The organism is Pseudoalteromonas sp. MEBiC 03485 (genome assembly GCF_004195145.1).
Classification (GTDB): Bacteria; Pseudomonadota; Gammaproteobacteria; order Enterobacterales; family Alteromonadaceae; genus Pseudoalteromonas; species Pseudoalteromonas apostichopi.
The window spans coordinates 527,275-541,206 of sequence record NZ_SGBT01000001.1; the positions used below are offsets into that span (position 1 = coordinate 527,275).

The following is a 13,932-nucleotide window of genomic DNA, read 5'->3' on the forward strand; positions in this document are numbered from 1 at the left end:
TCTCCTTTTTTCTACCATATTCGGTATCAACTTTTTTCGGCAACGCGTTCGAAAACACGCTTAACCGCAATTCCGTATGTATCACTGGCTTCTTCAGCACAAGTTACTACCGACTCTAAATCATTAAGGTGGCCATTGGCTAAACCATAAACCCAACCATGGATTGTTAAATCTTGACCTTTTGCCCAGGCATCTTGGACGATATTAGTACGGCAAACATTACGTACTTGTTCAATAACGTTGAGTTCTATCAGGCTATTTAAACGCTCTTGTTCTGGTAATGAGTTGAGTTGTTCAATGTGTTTTTCTTTTACATCACCTACATGACGAAGCCAGTTATCAATTAAACCAAAACTCGCTCCGTTCAATACCGCCTGTACACCACCACAACCATAGTGGCCAACGACCATTATGTGCTTCACTTTAAGTACTTCAACGGCATATTGCATCACCGAAAGACAGTTATGATCAGTATGAACAACGACATTTGCTACGTTTCGATGAACAAATAACTCTCCAGGTAGCAAGTCTACTATTTCATTTGCAGGTACACGTGAATCAGAACAACCGATCCACAGGTACTCTGGATTTTGCTGCATTGATAGAATTTTAAAAAACTCAGGATCACTTTCACTCGTACGCGCAGCCCAACGTCTATTATTTTCGAATAAATTTTTTAACTTTCTCATTGCGCCTCTTTACGGTATTTAATAATTAGCTTGGATCAAGATATTCCTTGGTGTCAGCTGCTTTTCACAAAACGTACTAACTGTTACTTGATAACCTTGTTGTTGCAAATATAAAGCACGATCGAGCACGAGCCAAACTTCAATTGCCCTTCTGAATACATGTCGGACGAGTTCAACTCGCTCAGTAACCCTTTTGCGTTTTTTACCTATAGTTAAAAACTTATTGTAATCAATACCTTCAGGCAGTGATAATGATTTTTTCTCAGCAGCCCATAAACAAAATGAACCAAAAGAATCAGAAAAAATAGCTTTGTTCACTGATGGCACACTTACATAGTGCATTTCACCAGTGAGTGATTTACGTAATGCATCAAATCCAAGTCGCCATTCAACTTCTGTTTTTCTTACCTTATCAACTCGGCTTGGTGCGGTCACAGTTTCTTGCAGCGCTAGTTTTAAATCGCGATGAGTAAGCGCAAGCTGGCTTTGTTTTGCAGGCTCGCTCATTGCTTGATAGGCGTTATCTGTGAATAAATGATAACAACATGGTGAAAAGCTGATTTGCTGGGTTTTCGCTTTGCTCGCTTGCTGCATAAATGTTTGATGCAAACGACCACAGGCATGTAAAGCAACTGCATGCTGCTGGCGCTCAAAAAAACCATCGGTGTCGTCGGTTAATACATCAGCTTGTGAAAATTGCATTGCCAATTGCTGTTGCTTAGCACTGTGCTGACCTTGATCACACAAGTGTTGTTGTAGCTCAATGCTATGTACACTTGGCGCTCCATTAAATGCCAACATACGACCTAAATGCCCCTTACCTGCGCACCATTCTAAAACGGGCTGGTTAAATGACTGCTGACTAACAGCTGCAACAAAGTCTTGTAATTGCTCAAATTTACGGCCTTTAATGCCATTACTTATCCAAAACGGAAACTCATTACGAGCCAAGTTGATAGCAGGTAACTCACACAACTCAGCCAGCTGTTCAATGTTTTCAATTTCATCAGCAAAATAACGATATAAAGCTTGCTGATCGGCATCTAGTTCACTCACTTGTTGGTCATCCAGCGCCCATAATAAGTGGGCTAATTCAGGCCAAGGAAGATCATCAAAATCAAATGCGGTACATTGCCAGTATTGGCGGGTTGAAAATAGCAGTGCATCTAAGGCAGCAAAGTGCTCGGCAAGTGTCATAACTACTTAGCGACAAGAAATAAAAAGCAGTATAACAGTTTTTATCTTATTTAACGTCGGTTACTGCTGATCAAGCGAATGTACAATGGCACACATGCAATACTTAAAATGATTGCAAGGATCAGCATCCAAGATAGCTCAAACCCTTCTGTTTGCTGTTGATCATACATAAAGCCTTCAAAAGCCTGATCAAACTCATCCTGATCTAAGCCATATAAATCTGCAATCAAGCGCCACTTTGCCATCGACATATTACCTAGATTAATTCCTGGAGGTTGGATGTAGCTTTTTAAAACATGCGCTTCATAGGCCAGCTCTTGTACGCTTTTCTGGGTAGCATAGTGCTGCTTGGTTACATCGATGCTTTCTTCTAAGTGTAATAAGGCATAACGCCACCCTTTTAAGCTGGCACGATAAAAGCGCTCAACAACCTCTGGCTTTTTCGCTAAAAATTGCTCAGAGGTATATAAAATATCGCCATACACATTCAAACCAAACTTTTGCGGGCAAATGAGTCGGTAACCTACTCCTTGCAATGTCATCGTGTAAGGCTCATTAGTGACATAAACTTGCACCGCATCTATATCACCGGCAAGCCACTCTTTAACGCCTCCTTCATGGCTAGCTGCCATCAAGCTTTCTAGGCTCAATCCTGCACGCTGTAACATCACCAGTAACTCAGCATTTTCTATTGAACCGATTTTACTTAGCTTTTTACCAGCAAAGTCTCTAGGCTGAAAAATATCTGAGTTATTTTTTACCATCCAGCAATAAGGCGAAAACTGCAATATTGCCCCAAGGGCAACAACCGGTGCGCCTTGCTGGCGCTTTTGTAATATGCCTGAGTGAGTAATAGCAAAGTCAGCTTTGCCGCTTAACACTTTAGGGAAGGTATCTGGGTGGTTTGGATCGGCAGGTATAATAGAGACATCAAGGCCCGCTTCCTTATAAAAGCCTTTTTCTGCAGCCATATAATAGCCTGCAAATTGATACTGGTGAGTCCATTTTAATTGTAAGCTAACTTTATCAGCGCACAGTGCGCTCATAGAGAGCATTAAACAGATTAACCCTAGTAGGCTTTTTATACCTTGCACGCATCATCCTTGCTCGAGAACCGTGCATTAACTATAGGAAAAATCAAGACTGCTAGTGAACAGTCTTGATTATATTAAGCTACTGATTTGCCGCTTTAACTTCACTAAGTTCTTGACCTTGGCTAGTTAAGAACTGGGTGAAACATGGGTTGTTCGTTTCATCTTGAACGTTGTATCCCAAACGGTTCAAATGCTCATTGAATACCTCATAATCACTCGGTTCAATAGCAAAGGCCGCCAGCACATTACCAATCGATCCACCATGGTTGCGGTAATGGAATAAAGTAATATTCCAGTTACTACCAAGGGTATCTAAGAATCGTGCCAGTGCGCCTGGGTATTCAGGAAACTCAAAGCGTAATAAACGCTCATGAAGTTGAGCTGGCGCTTTACCACCAACCATATAACGAATATGCAATTTAGCCAGCTCGTTATCTGATAGGTCACAAAACGTATAGCCGTTTTCTGTCAGTGTCGCTTTTAGCTCATCAAGCTCTTGTTGGCCTTGTCTTAAAGCAATACCTACAAAGATTTGTGCTTCGCCAGGGCCTGCATAGCGATAATTAAATTCGGTGATAGCTCTGCCACCTAACGAGTTACAAAACTGCTTAAAGCTGCCCTTCTCTTCTTTGATAGTCACGGCAAGCAATGCTTCGTTCTTTTCGCCAAGAGCTGTTCGTTCAGCAACATAACGTAAGCGGTCGAAGTTTAAATTTGCACCCGATAAAATCGCGGCTACATTTAAACCTTTCACTCCATTTTGTTGACACCATTTTTTCAAGCCAGCTGTTGATAGCGCCCCTGAAGGTTCAGCTATAGCGCGAGTCGAAACAAAGATATCTTGCATTGCTGCGCAGATTTCATCGCCCGTTACAGTCACCACTTCATCACAAAACTTTTGTGCTAAACGAAACGTTTCTGTGCCGATGACTTTGACTGCTACACCATCTGCAAAGCTACCAACACGGTCAAGCTCAACCGGCTTACCTGCTTCAAGGGCTGCTTTTAAGCAGGCACTCTCATCGGCTTCAACACCGATGACTTTAATATCAGGACGTAACGACTTAATGTACACTGCCATGCCTGCAAGTAAACCACCTCCGCCTACAGGAATAAAGACTGCATCAAGATCATTGAGTTGCTGCATTAATTCACGAGCAACGGTACCTTGACCAACAATCACATCTGCATCATCAAACGGTGGTACAAACACCCCATTGCGCTGCTCTGTGAGCTCTAGAGCATGAGCCTTTGCAGCATCAAAATGATGGCCGTGTAATACCACTTCACCACCTAAAGAACGCACTGCATTCACTTTAATTTCTGGTGTTGTAACAGGCATAACAATAGTTGCTTTATGCCCTAAAAATGAAGCACTTAGAGCTACGCCTTGCGCATGATTACCAGCCGATGCTGTAATCACATCAGAACCTTTTGGCAATTTGCTCAATTTATGAAATGCACCGCGTAGTTTAAATGAATAAACAGGTTGTTGGTCTTCACGCTTTAACCACACATGATTGCCTAGCCGAGCACTAAGATCAGCCATTTCGCTAACCTCAGTGACTTTTGCAAGCGGCTCCATGTTCGCTTGAATGATAGCGCGAAAATAATCGAGCTCTTGAGAAACCATAATTAACTAAGCTCCTCAAGTTTAGCTAAATCACGCACAGCTCCTTTGTCTGCACTGGTGGCTAGTAAGGCATAGGCTTTAAGTGCAGATGAAACATAACGGTCACGATCTAGAGGTTTATAAGCATCTTTCCCGCGTGCAAGTTGCTTTTGCTTACGAGCTTCAAGCTCTTCATCAGAAAGAGCTAATGTGATTTCGCGAGTTGCGATATCAATTACTATCTTATCGCCATTTTCAACATAGGCAATTGCACCACCGCTTGCAGCTTCTGGGGAAACGTGACCAATTGATAAACCCGATGTACCACCTGAGAAACGACCATCAGTGATCAGCGCACACTTTTCACCTAAGCCAACTGATTTTAAATAACTGGTTGGGTACAGCATTTCTTGCATGCCTGGGCCGCCTTTTGGCCCTTCGTAACGAATCACAACAACATCACCCGCTTTTACTTCACCGTTAAGAATGCCTTCAACCGAGTCATCCTGTGATTCGTAAACGACTGCTGGGCCTTCAAAATGCAGCATTTCTTCAACCACACCAGCACTTTTAACAATACAACCATCAAGGGCTAAGTTACCCGATAGCACCGCTAAGCCACCATCTTGACGAAACGCATTTTCAACGCTGCGGATACAACCATTTTCACGGTCATTATCCAGTTCAGGCCAGCGGCATTCTTGGCTCATTGCTTTTGTTGTGCGGATACCAGCAGGGCCTGCTTTATAAAATTTTTGCGCTACTTCATTACTTGGATCAGTCGCATCCCATTTAGTTACCATTTCAGCCATTGTATGACCCGCCACATGATCAACAGATAAATCGACAAGGCCTGCTTTACCTAACTCACGGATAATAGCCATCATGCCACCAGCGCGATGTACATCTTCAATATGGTATTTGTTTGTCGCTGGTGCCACTTTACATAAGAATGGTGTTTTGCGAGAAAGCTCATCGATATGCGACATATCAAAATCAACACCCGCTTCTTGCGCTGCTGCTAGTAAGTGTAAAACCGTATTTGATGATCCACCCATAGCAATATCAACCACCATTGCATTCATGAAAGCGGTACGATTGGCAATAGCGCGTGGTAACACTGCTGCATTATCTTTTTGATAATACTCACGACATAAATCAACAATGCGTGCACCTGCTTCAACATACAGTTGTTTACGGTCTTTGTGGGTCGCAAGTGTAGTACCGTTACCCGGTAGTGCCAGACCAATCGCTTCTAATAAACAGTTCATTGAGTTAGCAGTAAACATACCCGAACATGAACCACAGGTAGGGCATGCCGAGCGCTCAACTTTTTCAGAGTCTTCATCGCTTACTGAAGTATCAGCACCCTTAACCATGGCATCAACTAAATCAAGTTTGATGTCGATATCAGCAAGGCGTGTTTTACCCGCCTCCATTGGACCACCTGATACAAAAATGACAGGAATGTTTAAACGAAGTGCTGCCAGCATCATTCCAGGAGTGATCTTGTCACAGTTAGAAATACAGATCATGGCATCAGCGCAGTGGGCATTTACCATGTACTCAACTGAGTCAGCAATTAAATCACGCGATGGGAGTGAATACAGCATTCCGCCGTGACCCATCGCGATACCATCATCGATTGCAATAGTATTAAATTCTTTTGGTACACCACCCGCTTCGGTAATGGTTTCGGCCATCAGCTCACTGAGCTGGTTAAGGTGAACATGACCCGGTACAAACTGAGTGTACGAGTTTACAACAGCGATAATAGGCTTACCGAAATCTTTATCTGTCATTCCTGTTGCACGCCATAAAGCACGCGCTCCTGCACGTTTTCGACCCTCTGTTGTTGTTGCACTTCTTAATTTAGCCATAATTACCTCAGTTTTTGCAGTGGCATGCCACTGACTTCCTCATTCCTAATTTATTACTCACTAAAGCATCAGTTGATTGCTCTAGTTACCTGTTGATTTATTACTAGATTGCTTGTTGTTGAAATTGGTTTTCAACATTGACGTGTTTTACATCGACCAATTTATTCAACTGTGATGTTAGTAGATAAATCGGCTTATCGCTGTCTACTGTCATGGTGACGTGAAACGCTTCATCAGCCATTTCTAAATTCATTGTTGTTAGGTCAAAGCCGCGATGACGCGCAACGCGTAAAAAGCGCTCTACAGCGACACTTTGATTCTTTAGTGCAATCGTTAGGGTGTGTTTCATTTTACTGTCTCCGTCATCATTTCATCGTTGGCTGCACCAGGCGGTACAAGCGGCCATACATTTTCTTTATCATCGATACAGGCATGGAGAATGTATGGACCTTTACTAGTTACTAACGCATCAACCGCAGCATCAACTTCATCTGCTTTAGTGATAGTTTGACCTGGAATACCAAACACTGCTGCTAACTGCACAAAATCAGGATTATCTGAAAGGTTTGTTTCAGAATAACGACCTTCAAAAAATAGCTGCTGCCATTGACGTACCATGCCTAAACGTTGGTTATCTAAGATTAAAATTTTAACTGGCAGATTGTTACGACGAATCGTTGCCAGTTCTTGAATGTTCATCATGATTGAACCATCACCCGACACTGTGATCACAAAATCATTTGGGCGAGCAACTTGTGCACCGATGGCTGCTGGTAGACCAAAGCCCATGGTACCTGCACCACCACTACTTAAATGATTGCTTGGGTGACTAAATTTCATGTGCTGCGCAACCCACATTTGATGCTGACCCACATCACAACACACCACACCAGTTGATGGCATTTTTTGGCTTAGCTGGTTCAATAAATAAGGGGCGAATACTTTTTCACCCGGGTAGTCATAGCGCCATGCATGCTCTTTCATCATGCTTGCAATGTGCGTTAGCCACTCATCTGGAGTTACAAAACACTCTAGTTGCGGTAATGAAGTTTTTAAGTCTGCCACTAATGACGCTTTTACAGGCTTACGTTTACCAATCTCTGCGGCATCAATATCAAGGTGAATAACCTTTGCTTTTGCCGCAAACTTGCTTAAGTTTCCAGTGACACGGTCGTCAAAGCGGGCACCAATACAGACCAAAACATCACACTCTTGCACCGCTAAGTTAGCCGCTTTACCACCATGCATACCTAGCATTCCTAGGTCATATTCATAATCAGGTAATACACTACCTAACGCTTTTAACGTTGATACTGCAGGCATATGTGTTTTTTCTAAAAACTGCATTAATTCATCTTGTGCACTGGCAGCTTGTACACCACCACCGATATACGCTACAGGGCGCTGCGCTTCACTTAAGATTTGATTGGCAATAGCAACTTGGTTTGAGTCTAATTTTGGTAAGTGATCTTCGGCAGCTAACCAAGGATGAAATGGTACTTGCGCCATTTGGATGTCTTTCGGAATATCCACTAACACAGGGCCAGGACGGCCGCTTTGCGCTAAGTGGATGGCTTCTTGTAATATTTCGGCTAAATCTTCAGCTCTTTCAACCATGTAACTATGCTTGGTGCAAGATAACGACATGCCTAACACATCCACTTCCTGAAAGGCGTCGGAGCCTATCGCTGCGGTTGGTACTTGACCTGTGATAGCAAGTAATGGCACTGAATCCATCATCGCATCGGCAAGGGCTGTGATTAAGTTGGTCGCCCCAGGGCCGGAAGTAGCAAAACACACGCCTAACTTACCTGTGCTTCTCGCAAAACCCACAGCGGCAAAGCCAGCCCCTTGTTCATGACGGGTCAAATAATGTTTGACTGGCGCACCGTACAAAGCGTCGTAAATAGGCATAATGGCACCACCCGGGTAACCAAAAACATCCTTAACGCCATGTTTAGCTAATAAATCGATTGTTAACTCTGCGCCTGTCATCGTAAATCCTCATTCCTCAGTGACATTGTGTATTTGCTGCGACTCAAACCTTAAAACGAAAAAGCCCCCCGAACTGTTAAGTGCGGGGGGCTTTTAAATGCTTTACTTTTCTCTAAGCACTAACTAGCCCCCGCGGTGATAATAATCACCACGACGTTAATTAGAATTAGAGAAAGTTTGTTTGTAAGCATTTATCTGTAACCAAAATTTGTTCATTTGTAGCGGATATCTAGCCATCCCGCTGCCTTTTTCTATTAGTACCGCGCTAGGGCCTGTAAGTCAACATAAAAATCAATTCAAAAAACAGTCTAAAAAGCAAAATTAAAGAAATAAATATCTAACAAATGAAAATATCGAGATTTATATTTCACTATTTTTTATATATCGAAATTTCATACCTCGTTATTCACTATTCTATGATTGATTAATTTTTATCAAAAACATGCAATTTTCTTTGCTTTAAGCTGATTTATTTTAACGCCTCTGAAAAATTAGTTTAGTATTGAAAATAACCACGTTATGAAAAGGAAAGTTATGAAGTTCGTCCAGCGTATAAATGCCCTGTTTTTTATGCTGCTACTGCTTGGTTTCAGCCAACATGTACTCGCAGAGCCGGGATTATGGAAAGTAGAGAAAAACGGAGTTACTTCTTATTTATTTGGTACTGTCCATGTTGGTGATAAAAGCATGAAAGGATTACCAAGCAAGGTAACTAAAGCACTCGATAACTCAGATAAAGTCATCGTTGAAGTCGATATCAGCGTGATTTCCCCCATGGAAATGCAGCGCCGGTCATTGCCATTTATGATGCTGAAAAATGGTAAAACCTTACAGTCAGAGTTATCGCCAGAAAACTACACTAAATTACAAAAATACTTTGCTGATAAATCAATTGATATTGCGATGTTTAAAAACCTAGCACCGTGGGCGGTAATGGTCACCATGATGCAAATGGAGTTCCAAAGTGTTGGTTTTTCAGATCAGTACGGCATCGACAAGCAAGTACTTGCTTATGCTAAACAGCATGACATATCAGTTGGTGAGCTAGAAACCCTAGAACACCAAATGGAAATGTTTGAACACTTAGCAATTATGAATGACAAAATGATCGAAGAAACATTCGACCAACTTGCTGATGTAGATACCTACTTTTTTGGTCTTATTAAGGCTTGGAAATCGGGCGATATGAAAACACTTACGCAGTTTTACAACGAAAGTTTTGATGACTCTCAATATGGTCAGCTAAGTGAGCAAGTTATGTTGATAGACCGTAACAACAATTGGGTTAATCAACTATCTGCTCGTATCGGTAAAGAAAAGCTGTTTATTGCTGTCGGGGCTTTACACCTACCTGAGCAACACGGATTGTTAAAACAACTAACAGATAAAGGTTTTACCATTACCCGTATCTAAGTTAAGTAATCCGAATATAAAAAGCGCTTTATGGCGCTTTTTTTGTGAAATCAGACATCTCTAAATAGTTTTCGATACCTACAATTTTATCACTCGCGTGGTGATTAACATAAACCACGGTACTGGTACCTGCAGCGCAGATCTTTTCTATCAGTAATAAAACTCGCTGCCTATTTGCTTCATCGAGACCTAAGCAAGGTTCATCAAGAATCAATAAATTAGGGTGCTTAACCATAGCTCGTGCAATTAACAGCAAGCGTTGATCACCAAAAGACAACTGACTAAATGAGCTGCTTTGTTTATCACTTAAACCTAATAAAGCCAACCACTTTTTAGCAATGGTTAGCTGTTTATCAGTGGCTTTTTGATAAAGACCAATGCTGTCATAAAAGCCCGAAACTACCGTATTGAGCGCCGAGATACTGACCCGATAATCCATATGCAGCGCGTTAGAAATATAACCAATGTGCTGTTTAATTTGCCAAATACTCTCACCACTTCCGCGCTGATAGCCAAACACCTTAATATCATTGTTATAACACTGTGGGTTATCACCAGTGATAAGGTTCAGCAAACAGGTTTTACCTGAACCATTTTTGCCTGTTAACTGCCAATGCTCGCCTTGGTTTATTTGCCAGTTTAGTTTTTCAAAAACGACCTCACCGCCATAGCCCACTGCTGCGTTATTGAGTCTTACCAGCATAGAGTCATCGAGCGGAGGCGCTTGATGGTCAATATCAGCCTCAGGTATCTGTAACTGAGTATGAGTGAGATGTAATAACTTTAGTAAGTCATCGCGCTGCTCAGGGGAGGGGTTTGCTAATTGCTGAATCACATGGCCCTCTTTAACATAGGCGTAGTGATCAACAAAATCTGGTATTTCCGTTAACCGATTGAGCACAAAAATGAGGGTCGTTGTTTTACTAAACTTAGCTAGTAACTGATTGAGCTCAGTCATAGCCGTGACATCTAAACCATCAAAAGGCTCATCAAGTACAAGTAAATCTGGTCGACCTATTAATGCTCGAATCAGCATAAGTTTGCGGGTTTCACCGGTTGATAAATCGCGAAATGCTTTGCTAACTTTGTCACTAAAATCAAATAGGCTAATTAACTGCTGAAGCAACTCGCTATCAAGCTGATGTTCGTCCCGACCAGCAATTATAAGCTCATAAACCGTACTAAAAGTAGTTACGCCATCAATAATATCATCTAGATCTTTTGTAAGCTCAGTTGCGAGGAGTTGCTTTTGACTGTCAGGGGAAACTAACGCAATTCGCTCAAAGCGATTCTCATAGTGGCCTTGCTCTATTTTCGCAAAACCTGCAATGGCAGCAGCCACGGCCGATTTTCCCGCGCCATTAGCGCCTAGTAAAACCCATTGCTGCAATGGCGATACATTGATATTGAGATCATCTAAATAATAAACGTCATTACCCTGCCCCTTTAGGCTGGCTTTAACATTAACCAACTGTACTTGTTGCACTTTGAATCCTCATTCTAAGTTACCGTTAGGTTGACGTTACCGCATTCGATAAAAAAATAAAATTCGTTTAAACCTTTTTTGAACACAGCTGCGACTAAGGTATAAAAGGTCATCAACAGGAAACAGACTATGAAAAAATTACTTTGTGTAGCAGCAATAGGCCTAGCACTGACAACGTCATACGCTATGGCAAAAGATTCACGCGAACTAAGTCACAACTTCGCAATTAATGGCGCAAGCCAGCTTGATATTGATTTTCCGGTAGGCAGCTTAGAAGTTGAAAGCTATGACGGCAGCGAAGTCGTAGTTACGGTACGCATTGAACCAAAGAATGACAATAGCTGGTTCAGCTCTGATGTTGATTTATCAGATATTGAATTAAGCCATTCGCAAAGTGCTAGCTCACTTAACTTAAAATTAGATAACGATGACATTCAACAAGACTGGCATGTAAAAATGCCTAAATCGATGGCAATTGATGTCGAACTAGGTGTTGGCGATATCGAAATTAACGATGCGAGTAATTCGGTTGATATTGAACTAGGTGTGGGCGCGGTAAGAATTGATAGTGCGCTTGATGACTACAAACACATAGAGCTTGATACCGGTGTGGGCGACACCAAAATTCGCGGCTTAAAAAATGACGGTAATACCAGCCGAAAAGTTGTTAGCTCGCACTCAAGCTATCGTGGCAACGGCCAATACGATATTGAAGTAGAAGTGGGTGTTGGCGACATCAAGGTAACACACTAATTTAATACTTAGGTTATCCCTGTGAGCTCTCAGTAAATAAAATGCTGAGAGCTTTTTGCACCGAATCTAGGGTGATAGGTTTGTATACGTGCAGGTTTGCCCCAAGCTCATACACTCGTTGCAAATCATCATTTGATGTATTGGCAGTTACCACCAAAATAGGCACCTGCTGGCCCTGCTCATTGCGAATAATATCAATTGCTTTAAAGCCATCCATAACCGGCATATTCAAATCCATAAAGATTAAATCATAGTGCTTATCTGACGTTTTATCTATGGCGATTAAACCATTTTCAGCCACATCAAAACTGTAATTTAAATGACTTACTATACGTCCTAAAATAGTGGCATTAAGTGGGTTATCTTCGACGATTAAACAATGTAAAGATTGCGGAAGTGACGCAGGCATTGCAGGTGTGGTTGCACACTCTAGCTCTAAATTCACCACCACCTTCGCACCTTGTGGCTCGGCATTAAGAAATTGGATCTCTCCCTTTAATGCTTTGACAATGTGCATAACCCGTAGCACCCCAGTTTTTAACCCTTGGAAATGTTGTTCAAAGTCATTTTCGTAACTGAGTAAGTCTGTCGGCGGTTTTTCAAAGCCTTTACCGTTATCTTGTATTTCCATTACAAAGTGCCGCTCACCCTGACACGCTGCTGTTACGGCAATACGGCCTTGGCTTGGAGTAAATTTAACGGCATTATTAATAATTTCAGCAACGATTTGAGTCAGCCTAGCATGGTCAGTGATTACCTCTTTATTGAGTGACTCAGCTAAATTCACGCTCAAGGTAATACCTTTATCATTACAGGCATATCCAAACGGTGAGATAGCTTGCTTTAATGTTGATAACAAATTGCTGCTAGTAAAACTTAACTGCCATTCCCCCGAAGTAAGCTGATGTAAGTCATTTAACTCATCTAGCATTGCCACCAACCTGTTAACGCAATAAAGCGCCTGCTGTTTAGTTAGCTGCTGACTGTCGCTAATATCAAGGGCTTCGATTGATGCAGTTAATCCTTGCAATGGTGTTCTAAACTCGTGACTGGTGCGGGCAATAAAACGCTCTTTATTTTTATTTACACGCTCAGCAAACTCTTTTTGCTCCTTGTACTTAGCTATGTTGTTAGTGATCAGTTTCTCCATAGGTTTAAAAATGAAAAATAGCTCAGCGACTAATAACGCTATGGTTGTGAGCCAAAACAACAACTCTAAAACCGCCAAAAATGTCACTTTTTGAACTGATTTTTGCTCAAGTAATTTAACCGCTTGGTCCAGTTTAGTTAGCAGCGCCTCAAGCTGGTTGCTAACAAATGTTGGGCGATCCACATAGCCAAAACCATCGGTATTGTTGAGTAATAGCTGCGCTTTACTAACATAACGCTTCACGTGCTCATCTAATGCAGTAGGCGGCGAGAAGTAATGAGCCTCAAGCGCCTCATTCAAATGAATATAGTGACCTTGCTCATCTTGCTGAATTAAAAATTGATGCCCTGCAATGAACTGCTCAACGGATTGTTGCAATAGCCTTCGGTGTTGCTGTTGAAAATGTTCGGATTCAAGATTGGTAAGTGCATTGCCATACAAGGCTATTTTTTGTGACAGCATGCGTTGCTTACCGGCAATATTAATGACTTTGGCATCACCCTTTTGGATATACAAAAGGCTCTGTATCAAGATAGCTGATACAGAGATCAATATAGCAATCGCCAATAATCCCCAGCGATATCGTTTTCTAATATCTATGATTAGCTGCAACGTGCTTTACTCATTATTTTTTTTAAAATAATTGTAGTTCATAGAATACAA

General features: G+C 41.8%; 11 protein-coding genes. 2 read left to right on the top strand and 9 right to left on the bottom strand.

The features are described 5' to 3' along the window. Positions 1 to 26 precede the first annotated feature (26 nt). From can to ilvG, 7 genes are all read right to left on the bottom strand, one after another. Positions 27 to 689 carry a carbonate dehydratase gene (gene can, locus EVU92_RS02485; RefSeq protein WP_130049881.1) on the bottom strand — a complete coding sequence of 221 codons (663 nt, stop codon included), beginning with the start codon at positions 687 to 689 and terminating at the stop codon, positions 27 to 29. Between the two features lie 18 nt (positions 690 to 707). Then, positions 708 to 1,886, bottom strand: coding sequence for a methyltransferase (locus EVU92_RS02490; RefSeq protein ID WP_130049882.1), 1,179 nt, complete (start codon positions 1,884 to 1,886; stop codon positions 708 to 710). 50 nt (positions 1,887 to 1,936) lie between these two features. Next, positions 1,937 to 2,941: an ABC transporter substrate-binding protein gene (locus tag EVU92_RS02495; protein ID WP_130052209.1), complete on the bottom strand. Its 1,005-nt coding sequence runs from the start codon at positions 2,939 to 2,941 to the stop codon at positions 1,937 to 1,939. Between the two features lie 118 nt (positions 2,942 to 3,059). After that, on the bottom strand, positions 3,060 to 4,613 hold the full coding sequence (gene ilvA, locus EVU92_RS02500; RefSeq protein ID WP_130049883.1) for a threonine ammonia-lyase, biosynthetic: 1,554 nt from the start codon (positions 4,611 to 4,613) through the stop codon (positions 3,060 to 3,062). 2 nt (positions 4,614 to 4,615) lie between these two features. Next, positions 4,616 to 6,472: a dihydroxy-acid dehydratase gene (gene ilvD / locus EVU92_RS02505; protein ID WP_130049884.1), complete on the bottom strand. Its 1,857-nt coding sequence runs from the start codon at positions 6,470 to 6,472 to the stop codon at positions 4,616 to 4,618. A gap of 103 nt (positions 6,473 to 6,575) precedes the next feature. Then, positions 6,576 to 6,821, bottom strand: coding sequence for an acetolactate synthase 2 small subunit (ilvM, locus tag EVU92_RS02510; RefSeq protein WP_054554110.1), 246 nt, complete (start codon positions 6,819 to 6,821; stop codon positions 6,576 to 6,578). Continuing rightward, the gene (ilvG, locus tag EVU92_RS02515; protein WP_130049885.1) at positions 6,818 to 8,467 is read right to left on the bottom strand and encodes an acetolactate synthase 2 catalytic subunit; all 1,650 of its coding nucleotides are present in this window, start codon (positions 8,465 to 8,467) and stop codon (positions 6,818 to 6,820) included. The genes ilvM and ilvG overlap by 4 nt, the downstream gene beginning before the upstream one ends. 534 nt (positions 8,468 to 9,001) lie before the next feature. Between ilvG and EVU92_RS02520 the strand changes: the two genes are divergently transcribed. Beyond that, entirely contained in the window at positions 9,002 to 9,880 is an 879-nt protein-coding gene (locus EVU92_RS02520; RefSeq protein WP_130049886.1) for a TraB/GumN family protein, read from the top strand. A 28-nt stretch (positions 9,881 to 9,908) separates the two neighbouring features. On the opposite strand, the gene EVU92_RS02525 is transcribed toward EVU92_RS02520, so the two are convergent. After that, positions 9,909 to 11,366, bottom strand: coding sequence for an ATP-binding cassette domain-containing protein (locus tag EVU92_RS02525; RefSeq protein ID WP_130049887.1), 1,458 nt, complete (start codon positions 11,364 to 11,366; stop codon positions 9,909 to 9,911). Between the two features lie 129 nt (positions 11,367 to 11,495). On the opposite strand from EVU92_RS02525, the gene EVU92_RS02530 reads away from it, so the two are divergent. Continuing rightward, positions 11,496 to 12,119, top strand: coding sequence for a hypothetical protein (locus tag EVU92_RS02530; protein WP_130049888.1), 624 nt, complete (start codon positions 11,496 to 11,498; stop codon positions 12,117 to 12,119). A gap of 13 nt (positions 12,120 to 12,132) precedes the next feature. Here the strand turns inward: EVU92_RS02530 and EVU92_RS02535 are convergent, their stop codons facing one another. Continuing rightward, complete coding sequence (locus EVU92_RS02535) at positions 12,133 to 13,881, bottom strand: response regulator (RefSeq protein ID WP_130049889.1); 1,749 nt, start codon at positions 13,879 to 13,881, stop codon at positions 12,133 to 12,135. Positions 13,882 to 13,932: the final 51 nt, after the last annotated feature.